General features: G+C 73.9%; 16 protein-coding genes and 1 pseudogene. 7 read left to right on the top strand and 10 right to left on the bottom strand.

Features of this window, described 5'->3' with window-relative positions; translation table 11 throughout:
• Positions 1-73: 73 nt before the first annotated feature.
• The 7 genes and pseudogenes from ABZV78_RS28330 to ABZV78_RS28300 form a co-directional block, all read left to right on the top strand.
• Positions 74-1,066, top strand: a pseudogene (locus ABZV78_RS28330) (methyltransferase domain-containing protein); the annotation flags it as partial.
• A 47-nt stretch (positions 1,067-1,113) separates the two neighbouring features.
• The gene (ybaK, locus tag ABZV78_RS28325; RefSeq protein ID WP_355643420.1) at positions 1,114-1,593 is read left to right on the top strand and encodes a Cys-tRNA(Pro) deacylase; all 480 of its coding nucleotides are present in this window, start codon (positions 1,114-1,116) and stop codon (positions 1,591-1,593) included.
• A 219-nt stretch (positions 1,594-1,812) separates the two neighbouring features.
• Positions 1,813-2,913, top strand: a complete 1,101-nt coding sequence (locus ABZV78_RS28320; protein ID WP_355643422.1) for a substrate-binding domain-containing protein — start codon at positions 1,813-1,815, stop codon at positions 2,911-2,913.
• 105 nt (positions 2,914-3,018) lie between these two features.
• Positions 3,019-3,834, top strand: coding sequence for an ATP-binding cassette domain-containing protein (locus ABZV78_RS28315; RefSeq protein WP_355643418.1), 816 nt, complete (start codon positions 3,019-3,021; stop codon positions 3,832-3,834).
• Entirely contained in the window at positions 3,831-5,090 is a 1,260-nt protein-coding gene (locus ABZV78_RS28310) for an ABC transporter permease (RefSeq protein WP_355643416.1), read from the top strand. The genes ABZV78_RS28315 and ABZV78_RS28310 overlap by 4 nt, the downstream gene beginning before the upstream one ends.
• 26 nt (positions 5,091-5,116) lie before the next feature.
• Entirely contained in the window at positions 5,117-6,298 is a 1,182-nt protein-coding gene (locus tag ABZV78_RS28305; RefSeq protein WP_355643414.1) for an ROK family protein, read from the top strand.
• A gap of 124 nt (positions 6,299-6,422) precedes the next feature.
• Positions 6,423-7,160 carry a DUF4142 domain-containing protein gene (locus ABZV78_RS28300; protein WP_355643412.1) on the top strand — a complete coding sequence of 246 codons (738 nt, stop codon included), beginning with the start codon at positions 6,423-6,425 and terminating at the stop codon, positions 7,158-7,160.
• Positions 7,161-7,212: 52 nt separating this feature from the next.
• Here the strand turns inward: ABZV78_RS28300 and ABZV78_RS28295 are convergent, their stop codons facing one another.
• The 10 genes from ABZV78_RS28295 to alr all read right to left on the bottom strand — a co-directional run bounded on the left by ABZV78_RS28295 (position 7,213) and on the right by alr (position 16,992).
• Entirely contained in the window at positions 7,213-8,973 is a 1,761-nt protein-coding gene (locus ABZV78_RS28295) for an ABC transporter ATP-binding protein (protein WP_355643410.1), read from the bottom strand.
• A complete protein-coding gene (locus ABZV78_RS28290) occupies positions 8,970-10,676 on the bottom strand; it encodes an ABC transporter ATP-binding protein (protein WP_355643408.1) in 1,707 nt (568 codons plus the stop codon). Before ABZV78_RS28290 ends, ABZV78_RS28295 begins: the two co-directional genes overlap by 4 nt.
• 72 nt (positions 10,677-10,748) lie before the next feature.
• Complete coding sequence (locus ABZV78_RS28285) at positions 10,749-11,003, bottom strand: hypothetical protein (RefSeq protein ID WP_355643406.1); 255 nt, start codon at positions 11,001-11,003, stop codon at positions 10,749-10,751.
• 17 nt (positions 11,004-11,020) lie between these two features.
• A complete protein-coding gene (tsaD, locus tag ABZV78_RS28280) occupies positions 11,021-12,067 on the bottom strand; it encodes a tRNA (adenosine(37)-N6)-threonylcarbamoyltransferase complex transferase subunit TsaD (protein WP_355643404.1) in 1,047 nt (348 codons plus the stop codon).
• A gap of 5 nt (positions 12,068-12,072) precedes the next feature.
• Complete coding sequence (gene rimI, locus ABZV78_RS28275) at positions 12,073-12,525, bottom strand: ribosomal protein S18-alanine N-acetyltransferase (RefSeq protein ID WP_355643402.1); 453 nt, start codon at positions 12,523-12,525, stop codon at positions 12,073-12,075.
• Positions 12,526-12,639: 114 nt separating this feature from the next.
• A complete protein-coding gene (gene tsaB / locus ABZV78_RS28270; RefSeq protein ID WP_355643400.1) occupies positions 12,640-13,317 on the bottom strand; it encodes a tRNA (adenosine(37)-N6)-threonylcarbamoyltransferase complex dimerization subunit type 1 TsaB in 678 nt (225 codons plus the stop codon).
• Between the two features lie 108 nt (positions 13,318-13,425).
• Positions 13,426-14,127, bottom strand: a complete 702-nt coding sequence (gene ung / locus ABZV78_RS28265) for a uracil-DNA glycosylase (RefSeq protein ID WP_355643398.1) — start codon at positions 14,125-14,127, stop codon at positions 13,426-13,428.
• Between the two features lie 61 nt (positions 14,128-14,188).
• The gene (tsaE, locus tag ABZV78_RS28260) at positions 14,189-14,671 is read right to left on the bottom strand and encodes a tRNA (adenosine(37)-N6)-threonylcarbamoyltransferase complex ATPase subunit type 1 TsaE (protein ID WP_355643396.1); all 483 of its coding nucleotides are present in this window, start codon (positions 14,669-14,671) and stop codon (positions 14,189-14,191) included.
• 55 nt (positions 14,672-14,726) lie between these two features.
• Positions 14,727-15,818, bottom strand: a complete 1,092-nt coding sequence (locus ABZV78_RS28255; protein ID WP_355643394.1) for an alpha/beta hydrolase — start codon at positions 15,816-15,818, stop codon at positions 14,727-14,729.
• Positions 15,819-15,873: 55 nt separating this feature from the next.
• A complete protein-coding gene (alr, locus tag ABZV78_RS28250; RefSeq protein WP_355643392.1) occupies positions 15,874-16,992 on the bottom strand; it encodes an alanine racemase in 1,119 nt (372 codons plus the stop codon).
• Positions 16,993-17,221: the final 229 nt, after the last annotated feature.

The raw sequence follows: 17,221 nt of genomic DNA, 5'->3' as shown, positions 1-17,221 counted from the left end.
GGACCGGCGACGGTCCCGGATCGTCTCGACGCCCACCAGCACGAGCACGACGCCGACGGCGACGCCGAGCACGGCGGCGTCCGGCATGTTCCTCACCCGGGCGGGGCTGGAGCAGGCCACCCGGGGGGTCGTCGCGCGGCGCCGGGCGGAGCGCCTGCGCGCCGCGGGCGTCGCCACGCTCGCCGACCTGGGATGCGGTCTCGGGGCGGACGCGCTCGCCGCGGCCCGCACCGGCATCCGGGTGTACGGCGTCGAGGCCGACCCGCTGACCGCCGCGATGGCGGCCGCGAACGCCGAGGCGGCCGGGCTGGCCGACCGGTTCACGGTGGAGTGCGGGGACGCCACGGCGTTCGACGTGACCCGGGTCGACGGGGTCTTCTGCGACCCGGCCCGGCGAAAGGCCGGCACCGGCCGGCGGATCTTCGACCCGAACGACTACTCGCCGCCGTGGGACTTCGTGACCGGGCTGGCCGAGCGGGTGCCGCGCACGGTGGTGAAGGTGGCCCCGGGGCTGGACCACGCGCTGATCCCGCCCGGCGCCGAGGCGGAGTGGGTGAGCGTCGACGGCGACCTGGTCGAGGCGGCGCTCTGGTGCGGGGCGCTGGCCGAGGTGCCGCGCCGGGCCACCGTGCTCCGGGGCGACACCGCACACGTGCTGAGCGGCGCGGGCGACGCGGAGGCGCCGGTCGGAGCGACCCGCCGCTACCTGTACGACCCGGACCCGTCGGTGGTGCGCGCGCACCTGGTCGCCGAGCTGGCGGGTGACCTCGACGCGACGCTGGCCGACCCGAGCATCGCCTATCTCTACGGCGACGCGGCCCGGCCGACCCCGTTCGCCCGCTGCCTGGAGATCACCGACGTGCTGCCGTTCTCGCTGAAGCGGCTGCGCGCCCTGCTGCGGGAGCGCCGGGTCGGCCGCGTGGAGATCCTCAAGCGTGGCTCGGCGCTGGAACCGGAGAAGCTGCGCCGGGACCTGAAGCTGGCCGGCGACGCGGCGGCCAGCCTGGTGCTGACCCGGGTGGCCGCCGCCCCGACCGTGCTGATCTGCCGGCCGCTTCCCGCCTGACGGTTTTCGGCTCGACCGGCGGGCGGCGGCCGGTTAGCTTGTCGGTCATGGCGGGACAGGGCACTCCGGCGACGGCACTACTTTCCAAACGGAAAATCGCCCACAGCACCCACCCGTACGACGTCTCGCCGGAGGCGCCGAACTACGGCGCGCTGGTCGCGGCGGCGCTCGGGGTGCCCCCGGCCCAGGTGTTCAAGTCGCTGGTCACCGAGGTCGACGGCGGGCTGACCGTGGCGGTCGTGCCGGTCACCGGCGAGCTGGACCTCAAGGCCCTCGCCGCGGCGGTCGGCGGCAAGCGGGCGGCCATGGCGGACCGGACGGTGGCCGAGCGCGCCACCGGTTACGTCCGCGGCGGGATCAGCCCGCTCGGCCAGCGCAAGCGGCTGCCCACGGTCGTCGACGCGTCCGCATTGGAGCATCCGACCGTCTACGTCTCGGCGGGGCGCCGGGGCCTGCAACTGCAACTCGCCCCCGCCGATCTGGTCGCGCTGACCGAGGCCGTCACCGCGCCGATCGCGACCGGCTGAGCCCCGCCGACCGGACACATGGGAGCGTTTTCGCCCGCCGGCGATGGAGCGCTCTCCGCCGGGTGACGCCGGGGTGTCGGTTGCGTTGCTGAATTGTTACTGCCGCCAACAAACTTCTGACCTCGGCTCTCTTGCGCGCCGCGCAAGGGGAGGAATACGTTGCCGGGCACAACAAAACACCGACAACAGCTCCCCCAACCCCCGAAAGGACCCATGCATATGCGCAAGGGCTTCCTCACCTTCGCGGCCGTCGGTCTTCTCGCGACCGGCAGCATGGCCGCCTGCGGTGACAACGGCGGTTCCGACCAGGCCGGCGGCTCGACCGACAAGAAGCCGAAGATCGGCGTCATCCTCCCGGACAGCAAGTCCTCCGCCCGCTGGGAGGGCGCGGACCGCAAGTTCCTCAAGGAGGCGTTCGACGCGGCCGGCGTCGAGTCGGACATCCAGAACGCCCAGAACGACAAGAACGCCTTCCAGACCATCGCCGACCAGATGATCACCAACGGCGTCAACGTGCTGATGATCGTCAACCTGGACTCCGGCACCGGCAAGGCCGTGCTCGACAAGGCCAAGTCGCAGGGCGTGGCCACCATCGACTACGACCGGCTGACCCTGGGCGGCTCCGCCCAGTACTACGTCAGCTTCGACAACGAGGCGGTCGGCAAGCTCCAGGGCGAGGGCCTGAGCAAGTGCCTGACCGACAAGGGCGCCAAGAACCCGTCGATCGCCTACCTCAACGGCTCCCCGACCGACAACAACGCGACCCTGTTCAAGAACGGGTACGACTCGGTGCTCAAGCCGAAGTTCGACGCGAAGGAGTACACCAAGGTCGCCGACGACTCGGTGCCGGCCTGGGACAACGCGCAGGCCGCCACGATCTTCGAGCAGCAGCTCACCAAGGCCGGCGGCAAGATCGACGGCGTGCTGGCCGCCAACGACGGTCTCGGCAACGCGGCCATCTCCGTGCTGAAGAAGAACAAGCTCAACGGCAAGGTGCCGGTGACCGGCCAGGACGCCACCAAGGAAGGTCTCCAGAACATCCTCGTCGGTGACCAGTGCATGACGGTCTACAAGGCGGTCAAGAAGGAGGCCGACGCGGCCGCCGAGCTGGCCATCGGGCTGGCCAAGGGCCAGAAGAAGGACACCGGCCAGACGGTCAAGGACCCGGAGGGCGGCCGGGACGTCCCGTCCGTGCTGCTGGAGCCGAAGGCGATCTACAAGGACAACGTCAAGGACGTCGTGGCCGACGGCTACATCACCAAGGACGAGCTCTGCACCGGCAACTTCGCCAAGCTCTGCGCGGACGCCGGCATCAGCTGACCCACCCCCCGCTTCAGGCGGCGCCGCCCGGCACGGTACTCCGTGCCGGGCGGCGCCCACGCCGGACGGGATCCGAGACCTCCCTCCGTTCCGAAGGAGAACCCCGTGTCCGCAACCCCCCTGCTGGAGCTACGCGGGATCGACAAGAGCTTCGGTCCCGTCCAGGTGCTGCGTGACGTGGCCTTCGCCGCGTACCCCGGCGAGGTGACCGCGCTGGTCGGCGACAACGGCGCCGGCAAGTCGACCCTGGTCAAGTGCATCAGCGGCATCTACCCCACCGACGGCGGCGAGTTCCACTTCGACGGCAGGCCGGTGAGCATCAACAGCCCGCGCGACGCCGCCGGGCTGGGCATCGAGGTCGTCTACCAGGACCTCGCGCTCTGCGACAACCTCGACATCGTGCAGAACATGTTCCTCGGCCGGGAGAAGCGCAGCGGCATCGTGCTCGACGAGCCGACCATGGAGCAGATGGCCGCCGAGACCCTGGCCGGGCTGAGCGTGCGGACCGTCAAGTCGCTGCGCCAGCACGTGGCCAGCCTCTCCGGCGGCCAGCGGCAGACCGTGGCCATCGCCAAGGCGGTGCTCTGGAACAGCAAGCTGGTCATCCTGGACGAGCCCACCGCCGCCCTCGGCGTCGCGCAGACCGCCCAGGTGCTGGAGCTGGTCCGCCGGCTGGCCGACAACGGCCTGGCCGTGGTGCTCATCTCGCACAACATGAACGACGTCTTCGCGGTCTCCGACCGCATCGCCGCGCTCTACCTCGGCCAGATGGTCGCCCAGGTGAAGACCAGCGACATCACGCACTCGCAGGTGGTCGAGCTGATCACCGCCGGTCGCTCCGGCAACCTCGGCCTCGCCGACCAGGGCAGCAACGGCACCGGCGCCGCGCCCGCCGACACCACCCCAGGAGCCGTCCGATGACCACCACCGCCGTGAAGAAGGAGGGCCCCGCCGCGGTCGCGCCGGCGCCCACCGTCGGCACCCACTTCAGCAACTACTGGCGCCGGGTACGCGGTGGCGACATCGGCGCGCTGCCCGCGGTCTTCATGCTCCTGGCGCTCGCCGTCGGCTTCTCGATCGCCCGCCCCTCGTTCTTCACCGCCGGCAACTTCGCCAACCTGTTCACCCAGGGCGCCGCGGTCACCCTGATCGCGATGGGTCTGGTCTTCGTCCTGCTGCTCGGCGAGATCGACCTCTCCGCCGGCTTCGCCAGCGGCGTCTGCGCCGCCATCCTGGCCAACGTGGTCACCGAGCTCGGCTACCCGTGGTACGTCGCGGTGCTCGCCGCCGTCGCCACCGGCCTGGCGATCGGCATCGGGCTCGGCCTGCTGGTCGCGAAGGTCGGCATCCCCTCCTTCGTGGTCACCCTGGCCGGCTTCCTCGCCTTCCAGGGCATCGTGCTGATGCTCATGAAGGAGGGCTCCAACATCTCGGTGCGGGACGAGGTCCTCCTCGCCATCGCCAACCGCAACCTCTCCCCCGCGATCGGCTGGGCGCTGGCCGCGGTGGCCGTCGCCGGGTACGCGGCCGTGCAACTGCTGCGGCACCGCAACCGGGCCGCGCGCGGCCTGCTCACCGACCCGATCGCGGTGGTGGTCGCCCGGATCGCCGGCCTCGCCGTCATCCTCGGCGCCGCGGTCTACGTGCTCAACCTGGAGCGCAGCCGCAACGTGCTGGTCGTCTCGCTCAAGGGCGTGCCGATCGTGGTGCCGATCATCGCGCTCCTGCTGGTGCTCTGGACCTTCGTGCTCCAGCGCACCAGCTACGGCCGGCACGTCTACGCGGTCGGCGGCAACGCCGAGGCGGCCCGTCGGGCCGGCATCAACGTCGACCGGATCCGCATCTCCGTCTTCGTCATCTGCTCCACGATGGCGGCGATCGGCGGCATCGTGGCGGCCAGCCGGGCCAACTCGGTCGACCCCAACACCGGTGGCAGTAACGTACTGCTCTACGCCGTCGGCGCGGCGGTGATCGGCGGCACCAGCCTCTTCGGCGGCAAGGGCCGGGTCCTCGACGCCGTGCTCGGTGGCGCGGTGGTCGCGGTGATCGACAACGGTATGGGACTGATGGGTTACAGCTCGGGCGTGAAGTACGTGGTCACCGGCGTGGTCCTGCTCGCCGCCGCCACGATCGACGCGCTGTCCCGGCGGCGGGCCGCCGCCACGGGCACCCGCTGACCCCCGGTACGGACATGACGGTGGCGATGCGCGCGGGACCGAGCCAGGACGAGATCCGTCGGCAGAACCTGGGCGCGTTGCTCCGCTACGTGCACGTGCGCGGGGCCACCACCCGCGCGGAGCTGACCACCGCGCTCGGCCTCAACCGCAGCACCATCGGCGCGCTGACCGCCGACCTGGCCGGCGCCGGTCTGGTCAGCGAGGGGACGCCGAAGGAGACCGGCCGGGCCGGACGACCCTCGCTGGTCGTCCGGCCCGAGTCGGCCCGGGTCTACGCGTACGCGTACAGCGTCGAGGTGGACCGGCTGCGGGCCGCGCGGGTCGGGCTCGGCGGTGAGGTGCTCGACCGCCGGGAGCTGGAACGGCCGCGGAACCTGCTCGCCGGGGAAGCCGCTCCGCTGCTGGCCGACGCGGTCCGGGAGATGCACCGGGCGGTGCCGCCCGACTCGATCTGCGTCGGAGCCGGGGTGGCGGTCTGCGGCATGGTCCGCCGCGAGGACGGGCTGGTCCGGCTCAGCCCGACCACCGGCTGGGTGGACGAGCCGATCGGCGCGGCGCTCGCCGCCGAGCTGGGCGTCGACGTGCCCATCACCGTGGGCAACGTGGCCGACGTGGCCGCCTTCGCCGAGCACGCCCGGGGCGCCGCGGCCGGCTGCGACAACGTCATCTACCTGTACGGGGACGTCGGCGTCGGCGCCGGCATCATCGCCGGCGGGCGGCGGCTCACCGGACACGGCGGCTACAGCGGCGAGGTCGGCCACATGGTGGTGGTCCGCGACGGCGTGCGCTGCGACTGCGGGCGGCGCGGCTGCTGGGAGACCGAGATCGGCGAGCACGGCCTGCTCCGGGCCGCCGGCCGCTCCGACGCCCGGGGCCGGGAGGCCCTGCTGGCCGTCTTCGACGCCGCCGACCGGGGCGACGCGCGGGCCCAGACCGCGGTGCGGCAGGCCGGCGACTGGCTCGGCTTCGGCGTGGCCAACCTGGTCAACATCTTCAATCCGGAGATGGTCATCTTCGGCGGCACCATGCGCGACCTCTACCTGGCCGCCGCGGCCCAGGTGCGCAGCCGGCTCAACTCCAACGGGCTGCCGGCCTGCCTGGAGCACGTGCGGCTGCGCACCCCGAAGCTCGGTGACGACGCGGCGCTGGTCGGCGCCGCCGAGCTGGCCTTCGAACGGCTCCTCGCCGACCCGCTCGACGTCGGCTGACCGGCCGCCGGTCGCGGTGAACTGAATCGGCTCGTGGTCCGTACCAGTGTGCGGACGGACGGCCGCGGGGGCGGCCGTCCGCGCCATCCCGCGTACCGGTCCGGACCGAGGAGGCACCGCAACCATGGCACCGCTGGAATCCGCACGCCGCCGGCTGGCGCACCGGGTGATCCTGCTGCTCGTCGCGCTCGGCGCGGGGATCGGCGTCCTTCCCGGCGCGGCCCACGCCGCGCCCAACCCCGGTGTGCAGTTGAACGCCGCCGACATGACGCTGCTCAACGGGGTACGGCTGGCCGGGCTCTGGGAGATGCCGGCCGGGCAGATGGCTGCCGAGAAGGGCCAGTCGAAGCGGGTGCGGGAGATCGGCGCGGAGATCGCGCGACAGCACGGCGTCCTGGACCAGCTCGTGGTCGAGGCCGCGAACAAGCTGGGCGCCACCCTGCCCACCACCCCGACCACCCAGCAGCAGGGCTGGCTGACCGAGATGCAGAACGCCACCGGCGCCCAGTTCGACCAGATCTTCGTGACCCGGCTGCGGGTCGCGCACGGCAACATCTTCCCGGTGATCGGCGCGGTCCGGGCCAGCACCCGGGATCCGATCGTGCGCAAGCTCGCCGACCAGACGAACACCTTCGTCACCAATCACATGCTGATGCTGGAGAGCACCGGGCTGGTCCGCTGGCAGCAGCTCCCGCCTCCCGCGATGCCCCCGGCGCAGAGCGACTCGTTGATCGCCGCCGCCGGGGCCAACGTCGGCAGCAACGCCGGGCTCCAGGTCAGCACCACCGTGGTGTGGGCCGTCTTCCTGCTCGCGCTGGGCACCGGCGGGTACGCGACCTGGCGGCTGCTGCGCCGCACCTGACCGTGCCGCACGCGTGAGGCCCCCACCGGTGTGCCGGTGGGGGCCTTTTCGCTCAGCCGTGCCAGGAACGCCAGAGGGCGGCGTACGAGCCGTTGGCCGCGACCAGCTCGTCGTGCGACCCCAGCTCGGTAATCCGTCCGTCCTCGACCACCGCGACCCGGTCCGCGTCGTGCGCGGAGAAGAGCCGGTGCGCGATGGCGATGACGGTGCGGCCCTGGAGCACCGCGGCCAGCGAGCGTTCCAGCGCGCGGGCCGCTCGCGGGTCGATCAGCGACGTCGCCTCGTCCAGCACCAGGGTGTGCGGGTCGGCGAGCACCAGCCGGGCCAGCGCGAGCTGCTGCGCCTGGGCGGGCGAGAGCGGATGCCCGCCGGCGCCGACCCGGGTGTCCAGCCCGTCCGGCAGCGCCTCCGCCCAGTCCCGCGCGTCGACCGCGGCGAGCGCCGCGCGCACCTCGGCGGGACCGGCGTCCGGGCGGACCATCGCCACGTTGTCGGCCAGCGTGCCGATGAACACGTGGTGCTCCTGGCTGACCAGCGCGACGTGGGTGCGCAGCTCGGCCAGGGGCAGCCCGGTGAGCGGCCGGCCGTCGACGGTGACCGCCCCGGCGCGCGGCGCGTGCACCCCGGCCAGCAGCCGGCCCAGGGTGGACTTCCCCGCGCCGGACGGGCCGACCATGGCCAGCTTCTCCCCCGGCCGGGGCACCAGGGTCACCCCGTGCAGCACGTCGTGGCCGGCGCGGTACGCGTACCGGACGTCGTGGGCGGCGATCCGCCCGTCGTCGGTGACCGGCCGCCGGTCGGGCGGCGTGGCCTCGTCCGGCTTGTCGGCGTCGGCCGGCTCGTCGGCCACCCCGAGCAGCCGGGCCAGCGAGGCGCCGCCGACCTGGAACTCGTCCAGCCAGGAGAGCAGCCGGTCGACCGGGTCCACGAGCTGCTGGGCGTAGAGGGTGGCCGCGGTGACCTGCCCGAGGCTGACCCAGCCCTCCAGGTAGAACCAGCCGCCCAGCAGCAGGGTGCCGACCACCGGCAGCAGGTAGCCGAACTCGGCGACCGGGAAGAAGATCGTCCGCAGTTTCAGCGTGTAGTACTCGGCCGCGTACGACCGGCGGATGTCGGCGTCGGTGCGGGCCCGGCGGCGGCCCTGCTGGCGCAGCGCCTCGGTGGTCCGCGCCCCCTCGACCGTCTCGCTGATCCCGTCGGTGATGTCGGAGTAGGCGGCGTTCTCCCGCAGGTAGCCGGCCGGCGCCCGGCGCAGGTACCAGCGGGTGCCGGCGACCAGCATCGGCACCGCGAGCAGGCAGGGCAGCACCAGCAGCGGGCCGGTCAGCACCAGCGCGCCGAGGATCAGCAGCACGGTGAGCGCCGAGATCAGCGTCTCCGGGGCGGCGAACCGGACCGTCCGGGAGAGCGCGGCCACGTCCCGGGAGGTGCGGGTGAGCAGGTCACCGGTGCCGGCCCGCTCCACCGTGGACAGCGGCAGGGCGAGCACCCGGTCGACGAACTCCTCGCGCAGCTCGGCGAGGACCCGCTCACCGAGCCGGGCCGAGGCCAGGTGGGCGAAGCGGACCAGCACCGACTGGGCGACCACGAAACCGGCGATGGCCAGGGCGATCCGGTCGACGGTCACCGCGCCGACCCCGCGCGAGATCCCCTCGACCAGGTCGCCGAGGAGCCGGGGCGCGACCAGGCCGGCCGCCGCGGCGAGCGCGTGCAGGCCGAGCGCGGCGGCCAGGCCGCGCGGGTGCCGGCGGGCCAGCTCCCGCGCGTACCGGCGGACCTGGCGCGCGTCGGCGACGGGCAGGGCGTTGCTCACCGGTCCTCCTCCCGGCTCACCGCGGCCCGGTACCGGGGCTCGGCGGCGAGCAGCTCGTCGTGGCGACCCTCGGCGACCACCTTGCCGTCCTCCACGAAGACCACGTGCTCGGCCCGGCCGAGCACCAGCGGGCTGGTGGTGCAGACCAGCGTGGTCCGGCCGCGCCGGGCGGTGGCCAGCCGGTCGGCGATCCGCGCCTCGGTGTGCGCGTCCACCGCGCTGGTCGGCTCGACCAGGATCAGCGTCTCCGGGTCGGCGACCAGCGCCCGGGCCAGCCGCAGCCGCTGCCGCTGCCCGCCGGAGAACTCCCGGCCGCGCTCGGCGACCGGGCTGTCCAGGCCGTCGGGCAGCGCCTCGACGATGTCCGTCGCGCTCGCCGCGGCCAGCGCCGCCTCGACCGCCCGGTGGTCGCCGCGGTCGCGCGGGTCCAGCTCCGTGCGGAGCGCGCCGCTGAACAGCTGCGCGTCGTTGTCGGCCACCAGGATCCGCTCACGCACCGTCGCCAGCGCCACGTCCCGCAGCGGTACGCCGTGCAGCGTCACGTCCCCGTCGACGTACCGGCCGAGCCGGTCGGCGATCTCGGCGGCGTCCTCGGGCGCGGTGGCGGCCAGCGCGGTGAGCCGGCCCGGCCGCAGGACCAGCCCGGAGCGCACGTCCACCAGCTCGCCCGGCCCCTCGGGCACCGGCACCGGGCGCGCCGGGTCGGTGAACTCGGGGGCGAGGCGGAGCAGCCGCACCACCCGCCGGGCCGCCACGTGCCCCCGGGTCAGCTTGTCGGCCGCCTCGGTGAGGTTGCGCAGCGGGCTGACCAGGAACGCGGTGTAGCCGTAGAAGGAGACGAGCTGGCCGGCGCTGATCTCGCCGCGCAGCGCGAACCGGGCCCCGAGCCAGGTCACCAGCACCACGAAGACGCCGGGCAGCAGGATCTGCGCGGCCTGGATCAGCGACTCCACCCGGGCCACCCGCAGACCGTCGGCCCGCAGCGCCTGGGACTGCTCCCGGTAGCGGGCGCCCAGCACCGGCTCCCCGCCCACCCCGCGCAGCACCCGCAGCCCGGAGACGATGTCGGCCGCCCGGGCGGTCAGCTCGCCGGTCGACTCGCGGTACGCCGCCTGCTGCCGGTGCAGCGGGCGGATCAGCAGCGCCACCAGCGCCATGAGCAGCGGCACCCCGAGCACCACCACCAGGCCGAGCGGCACGGAGGCGGTGAGCAGGATCACCGACACGGTGCCGATGGCGACCACCGACCCGGTGCCCCGGGCCGTGATGTCGACCGCGCTGCCGATGTGCTCGATGTCGGCCGTACCGATGCTCACCACCTCGCCCGCGGCGACCCGGCGGGGCAGCGCGGCGCCGAGCCGGTTGGTGGCGTCCACGGTGACCTGCACGGTCCGGTAGGCGGCGCCGAGCCAGTTGTGCACCGCGCAGCGGTGTCGCAGGATGCCGGCCGTCGCCTGGACGACGCCCAGCCCGAGCAGGACGAGGCCCCAGCGGAGCAGGGCGTCCGGGTCGCGGTGGGTGAGGCCGGCGTCGACGGCCCGGCCGACGGCGGCCGGCATCAGCGCCTGGGCCACCATCCAGGTGACACCGAGGGCGAGGGCGCCGCCGAAGAGCAGCGGGTGCCGACCGGCGAGCCAGCCGAGGTAACGGGTGGCGGACCGGGTGTCGGGGGTGCCGGGATCGCCGGCGGGTGAGAAGCGCATGACCACCCGACGCTAGGTGCCGGGCCGGGGCGGACGCCAACCAGTTTCCCGCCGCTCGGGCGGGCCACCGGGTCAGCGATCGACCTGCGTGAAGTCCCAGCTGTGCGGCGGCCGGGCGACCAGCCGCATGGGCGGCTCGGGCAGTTCCCGCGGGTTGCTCCGCCACTTCGAGATCACCACCACCCGGTGGTCGGTGGAGGAGAACACCTCGCTGGACAGGTGCAGCGGTTCGTGCTCGAACTCGGGCAGCGCGGTCTCGCACACCCAGGTGATCAGGTCGGCGAAGCCGTACGGCTCGGCCTTCGCCTCCCACAACCGGACGATCACGTCGGTCCCCTCCCGCCTCAGACGCTGACCACGGTCAGCGGCATGGCGGAGTCGGCCGGCAGGTCCAGCCGGCTCGGGGCGACGCCCGCGGCGACCAGGTGCGAGCCGAGCGCGGCCACCATCGCGCCGTTGTCGGTGCAGAGCTTCGGGCGGGGCGTACGCACCCGGATGCCGTGCTTCGCGGCCCGGTGCTCGGCCATCGCGCGCAGCCGCGAGTTGGCCGCCACCCCGCCGCCGATCACCAGGGTGTCGATGCCGCTGCTCCGGCAGGCGTCCAGTGCCTTGCCGACCAGCACGTCGCAGACCGCCTCCTGGAAGGACGCGGCCACGTCGGCCACCGGCACCGGCTCGCCGGCCCGCTGCCGCGCCTCCACCCAGCGGGCCACCGCCGTCTTCAGCCCCGAGAAGGAGAAGTCGTAGCGGTGCCCGGCCAGGTCCTTGGGCGCGGTCAGCCCGCGCGGGAACGCGATCGCCGCCGGGTCGCCGGCGCGCGCCTCCCGGTCGATGAACGGGCCGCCCGGAAAGGGCAGCCCGAGCAGCCGGGCCACCTTGTCGAACGCCTCGCCGGCCGCGTCGTCGATGGTCGAGCCGAGCGGGGTGACCTTCCGGGCCAGGTCGTCGACGCGCAGCAGCGAGGAGTGTCCGCCGGAGACCAGCAGGGCGATGGCCGGCTCCGGCAGCGGGCCGTGTTCCAGGGTGTCCACGGCCACGTGCGCGGCGAGGTGGTTCACCCCGTACACCGGCTTCTCGGCGGCCACCGCGTACCCCTTGGCGGCGGCGACCCCGACGAGCAGCGCGCCGGCCAGGCCCGGCCCGGAGGTGACGGCGATCGCGTCGATGTCGGCGATCGTCACCCCGGCCTCGCGCAGCGCCCGGTCCATGGTCGGCACGATGGCCTCCAGATGGGCGCGGCTGGCCACCTCGGGCACCACGCCGCCGAACCGGGCGTGCTCCTCGACGCTGGAGGCCAGCGCGTCGGCGAGCAGGGTGTGCCCGCGGACGATGCCCACCCCGGTCTCGTCGCAGGAGGTCTCGATGCCGAGAATCAGTGGTTCGTCAGCCATGCTCGTCAGTCCTCGTTGCGCTGCATGACCAGCGCGTCGGTGTTGCTCGCTTGGTAGTAGCCGCGGCGCACGCCGATCGGCTCGAAGCCGTACATCGCGTAGAGCCGCTGCGCGGGGGCGTTGTCGGCGGCGACCTCCAGCAGCGTGCTGCGCACCCCGCGCCGGGCCGCCTCGGCGAGCAGCGCCTCCAGCAGCAGCCGGCCGATCCCCCGGCGCTGCGCGTCCCGGCGGACCGCGACGTTCTGCACCCACGCCTCGTCGGGCGGCACCACCATGAGCCCGGCGTAGCCGAGCACCGTGCCGTCCTCGTCGGTGGCCACCAGGTAGCGGTGGCCGTTGGCCAGCTCGTTCCAGAACATCGCCGGGGACCACTGCTCGGCGCCGAACAGGTCCGCCTCCAGGGGCAGCACCTGGTCGACGTGCCACCAGCGGAACCGGCCCAGTCGGACCTGACTCACTGTGCCGCCTCTGTTCGCGACTGCGGGGCTCGCAACCCCGGCTCACTCCTCGCGCTCACGGTGCCGCCTCTGTTCGCGACTGCGGGGCTCGCAACCCCGGCTCACTCCTCGCGCTCACGGTAGGACCGGCTTGTGGCCGGTGGCCGCGACCGCGTCGGGGCGACGCAGGTAGAGCGGGGTGAGCGGCTCGCCGGGGGCGCCCGCGCGGATCCGCTCCGCGGCGAGGCGGGCCAGCGTCAGGGCGTCCGGGTAGCGCGGCTCCTCGCGGACCGGCAGGCCGAGGACGTCCGCGTAGCGGTGCGCGCCGTCACCGACCGCGACGGTCACGGCCAGCTCCCGGGCCCGCCCGGCGGCGACCGCCGGGGTGTCCACGTTCGGCCCGGCGATGCGCTGGCCGGCGCCGTCGTAGACGGCCCAGTAGACCTCCCGGCGGCGGGCGTCGCTGGCCGCCAGGACCGGCTCGCCGACCGCCACCGGGTGGCCGATCCCGTCCAGCGAGCAGACCCCGTACGTGGGGATGCCGAGCACCTGGCCCATGGTGGCGGCGGTGACCAGGCCGACCCGCAGCCCGGTGAACGGCCCCGGACCGAGCCCGGCGACGATCGCGGCCAGGTCGGCGGGGCGGGCGTCGGCGTCGGACAGCACCGCGTCGACCTGCGGGGCGAGCAGTTCGCCGTGCGCCCGGGCGTCGACCGTGCACCGCTGCGCGCGGGGCGCGACGCCGTCCGCCGAGACCTCGACCAGCGCCGCGGTCACCGCGGGCGTCGAGGAGTCCACCACGAGTACGAGCACGGTATGCCAGCCTAGTCGCCGCCCCGGTTACCGGCGGTGACGCCCCTCCCGCGTCACCGCTCAGCCCGGAGTGCGGACCGGCGACGCGGATCCGGCCGGCGTCGTTGGTCAGCCGGCGGAGCGTTCCCAGTCGACCGTGGGGAGGCCGGCGTCGGCGAGCGCCTTGTTGGCCGCGCTGAACGGGCGGCTGCCCAGGAAGCCGCGCGGGTTCATGGGGCTCGGGTGGCCGGCCTCCAGCACCACGTGGTTCGGGTTGGTGACCAGGGCGGCCTTCTTGCGCGCGTAGCCGCCCCAGAGCAGGAAGACCACCCGCTGGTCGAGCGCGTCGAGGGCCCGGATGGTGGCGTCGGTGAACTCCTCCCAGCCCTTGTTGGCGTGCGAGCCCGGGGTGGCCTGCCGGACCGTGAGCACCGCGTTGAGCAGCAGCACCCCCTGCGCGGCCCAGCCGTTCAGGTTGCCGCCGGCCGGCTTCGGCACGCCCAGGTCCTCGCCCAGCTCCTTGAAGACGTTGCGCAGCGACGGCGGCACCGCCACCCCGTCGCGCACGCTGAAGCTCAGCCCGTGCGCCTGCCCCGCCTTGTGGTAGGGGTCCTGCCCCAGGATCAGCACCCGGGTCTCCGCCGGCCCGCACAGCCGGTAGGCCGAGAACAGGTCCTCGACCGGCGGGAAGACCGTGCGGGTGGCATATTCCCCGGCGACGAACTCGGCCAGCGCGGCGGTGCGGGCCGGGTCGAGGTGCGGGGTGAGCGCCGCCCGCCAGGCGTCGGGCAGGAGCGCCAGCAGGTCGAGGGTGGGGGCGTCGTCGGGCATCGGCAACCTTTCACGGCGTCTGATCGGTCCCCGGCACTGTAGGCAGCGGGTACGACAGCGGTCAGTCCAGGGTGGCCAGCCGCCCCGCCCAGTCGCCGCCGACCGGCTCCAGGGTGACCACCCGGGTGTCGTCGTCGCGCCGGTCGATGCGGACCCGCAGGTGCGCGTCGACCAGCTGCTCGACCATCCCCTCGCCCCACTCGACCACGGTGACCGCCTCGTCCACCGAGGCGTCCAGGTCCAGGTCGTCGATCTCGGCACGCGGGTCGGCCGACTCCCCCAGCCGGTACGCGTCGGCGTGCACCAGGGTCACCCGGCCGCCCCGGGCCGGATCCGGCCGGTGCACCCGGGCGATCACGAAGGTCGGCGAGGTGATGTCGCCGCGCACCCCGAGGCCGGCGCCGATGCCCTGGGTCAGCGCGGTCTTGCCGGCGCCCAGCGGGCCGCTGAGCAGCAGCAGGTCACCGGCGTGCAGCACCCCGGCCAGCCGACGGCCGAACTCGTGGGTGTCGTCGACCGTCTTCAGCTCCAGCACGACACTCACAGCGACTCCACGGCTCGCGACTGCGGGGCTCGCAACCCCGGCTCACTCCTCGCGCTCACAGCGACTCCAGGAACCTCTCCAGCGCCACGTTCACCTCGTCGGCGTGCTCCAGCATCACCACGTGCCCGCTGTCGTGGATCTTCACGAACTCGGCGTGCGGCAGCCGCCGGACGATCTCCTCGGAGTGGGTGACCGGCGTGATCATGTCCTTGTCCCCCACGATCACCAGCACCGGCGTGCCGGCCAGCGCGGCCAGCGCCGGGAACCGGGAGTGGGTGGCCAGGGTACGCAGGTAGCGGGTGACCGTGTCGGCCGAGGTGCGGGAGTTCATGGTCTCGACGTACGACACGAGGGCCGGGCTGGGCTTCGGGGTGCCGAAGCCGTACTTGCGGGTGAGCAGCCAGGCCACGTTGGAGGTCGACTTGCGGGCCTTGTCGATCACCGTGCCGCCGTACCGGGTGGCGTTGCTCATCATGTAGATCACCGGCGCGCCGACCCGGCCGAGCAGCGCGGGCGCCACCAGCTTGGTCTCCGCGAGCAGCCCGCCCGAGGTGGCCATCAGCACCGTGCCGACCACCCGGTCGCCGAACAGCTCCGGGTAGAGCTCGGCCAGCGCCATGATCGTCATGCCGCCCATCGAGTGGCCGACCAGCACCAGCGGCCCCTCCGGGGCCACCTCGTCGATCACCCGGCGCAGGGTGTGGCCCAGCGCGGCCAGGTCGTAGTCGCCGCCCTCCAGCTTTCCGGAGCGGCCGTGCCCGGGCTGGTCGTAGGCCACGACCCGGTAGTCGCCGCGTGCGGCGAGCAGCTTGCGCTGGAAGTGGAATGTCCCCATGTCCAGGCAGAAGCCGTGCACCAGCACCACGGTCGGGTGCCCGGCGACCGGCCGGGTCGCCTCGACCACCTCCACGTGGACGTCGGTGCCGTCCGGCATCTCCAGCTCGTACGCCGCGTCGTAGCGCTGCTCGCCGAAGACCTCGTCGGCGTAGGGATCGGTGGGGTCGGACTTGAGGCGGCGGACCAGGACCCGCTCGCTCACCACCCCGGCGGCCAGCCCGGCGGCGGCGACGCCTACCGCGGCGCCCACCACCCCCGCGACCCGACCCGCGGCGGTGCGCGGCCGGGGAATCCGGAACCGCTGACTCACCGCGCCACCTCGGTTCGCGCCTGCGGGGCTCGCAACCTCGGCTCACTCCTCGCGCTCACGGGCGCTCGCCGTCGTAGACGCGCGGCACCCGGACGCCGCCGAACCGGGTCACGATCTCGTAGTTGATGGTGCCGACCGCCTCGGCCCAGTCGTCGGCGGTGGGCTCGCCGTCGGCGCCGCTGCCGAAGAGGGTGGCCACGTCCCCGGCGGCCACCTCGTCGTCGCCGCAGTCGACCACGAACTGGTCCATGCAGACCCGCCCGGAGATGGTCCGCCGCTTGCCGGCGAGCTGCACCGGGCCGGTGTTCGAGGCGTGCCGGGGCACCCCGTCGGCGTAGCCGAGCGGGACGACCGCCAGGTTCGCCTCCTGCTCGGTGAGGTAGGTGTGGCCGTACGAGACGCCGGTGCCGGCCGGGACCCGCTTGGTCAGCATCACCCGGGCCCGGGCGGTCATCGCCGGGCGCAGGCCGAACTGCTCGCCCTCGATCGGGGAGAGACCGTAGACGGCCAGGCCGGGGCGGACCAGGTCGAAGTGGGTGTCCGGACGGGTCAGTGTGGCCGCCGAGTTGGCCAGGTGCCGGTAGCGGGGGCGCAACCCGGCCCGCTCCACCATCTCCAGCCCCTCGTGGAACACGGCCAACTGCCGGTCGGTGGTCGGGTGGCCGGGCGAATCCGCGTAGACGAAGTGGCTCCACACGCCGACCACCTCGACCACGCCGTCGGCCTGGGCCTTCGCGGCGGCCTCCAGCAGCGCCGGCCAGTCGGCGACGGTGGCCCCGCCGCGGGACAGCCCAGTGTCGATCTTGAGGTGCAGCCGGGCCGGACGGTCCACCCGCCGGCCCGCCTCGATCATCTCGTCGAGCTGGCTGAGGCTGGCGCAGCCCAGGTCGATGCCGACCGCGATCCCGTCGTGCAGCGGCAGCCCCGGGTCGAGCAGCCAGGCCAGCACGGGCGCGGTCACGCCCTCCTGGCGCAGCAGGAGTGCCTCGTCGAGGGTGCAGACGCCGAGCCAGTCCGCCCCGGCGTCGAGCGCCGCGCGGGCCGCCGGGAGCATGCCGTGGCCGTAACCGTCGGCCTTGACCACCGCCATCAGCTCAGCGCTGGTGCCCGACTTGAGCCGGGCCACGTTCTCCCGGATCGCGTCCAGGTCGACGCGCACCTCCGACTGCCACATGCCCTCAGCCTACTTCCGTCCGTGATCACCGTGGCCGTGAGCCGCACGGCCGGCCGGTCGGCCGCACGCCGGCGGCCGTCGCGGTCAGGGCAGGCGGGCCAGCACCGGGCGGAGCGCGGTCGCCACGTCGGGCTCCAACATCGTGACCACCAAGTACTTCCGGGGAGCGGTGGGGACCCCGGAGCGGGAGTGGTCGCTGCGGCAGCTCATCGACCGGGTGGTCGACACC

Source organism: Micromonospora sp. NPDC004540, from assembly GCF_040610095.1.
Taxonomy (GTDB): Bacteria; Actinomycetota; Actinomycetes; order Mycobacteriales; family Micromonosporaceae; genus Micromonospora.
Note: the sequence above shows the minus strand (reverse complement) of the source record. Positions and strands in the feature narration are given on the sequence as shown.

Excerpts from the sequence above, each read along its gene's own strand:
- ybaK (WP_355643420.1), top strand. The coding sequence starts at position 1,114 with ATGGCGGGACAGGGCACTCCGGCGACGGCACTACTTTCCAAACGGAAA.
- ABZV78_RS28320 (WP_355643422.1), top strand. The coding sequence starts at position 1,813 with ATGCGCAAGGGCTTCCTCACCTTCGCGGCCGTCGGTCTTCTCGCGACC.
- ABZV78_RS28310 (WP_355643416.1), top strand. The coding sequence starts at position 3,831 with ATGACCACCACCGCCGTGAAGAAGGAGGGCCCCGCCGCGGTCGCGCCG.
- ABZV78_RS28305 (WP_355643414.1), top strand. The coding sequence starts at position 5,117 with ATGCGCGCGGGACCGAGCCAGGACGAGATCCGTCGGCAGAACCTGGGC.
- ABZV78_RS28300 (WP_355643412.1), top strand. The coding sequence starts at position 6,423 with ATGGCACCGCTGGAATCCGCACGCCGCCGGCTGGCGCACCGGGTGATC.
- ABZV78_RS28290 (WP_355643408.1), bottom strand. The coding sequence starts at position 10,676 with ATGCGCTTCTCACCCGCCGGCGATCCCGGCACCCCCGACACCCGGTCC.
- tsaD (WP_355643404.1), bottom strand. The coding sequence starts at position 12,067 with ATGGCTGACGAACCACTGATTCTCGGCATCGAGACCTCCTGCGACGAG.
- ung (WP_355643398.1), bottom strand. The coding sequence starts at position 14,127 with ATGCCCGACGACGCCCCCACCCTCGACCTGCTGGCGCTCCTGCCCGAC.
- alr (WP_355643392.1), bottom strand. The coding sequence starts at position 16,992 with ATGTGGCAGTCGGAGGTGCGCGTCGACCTGGACGCGATCCGGGAGAAC.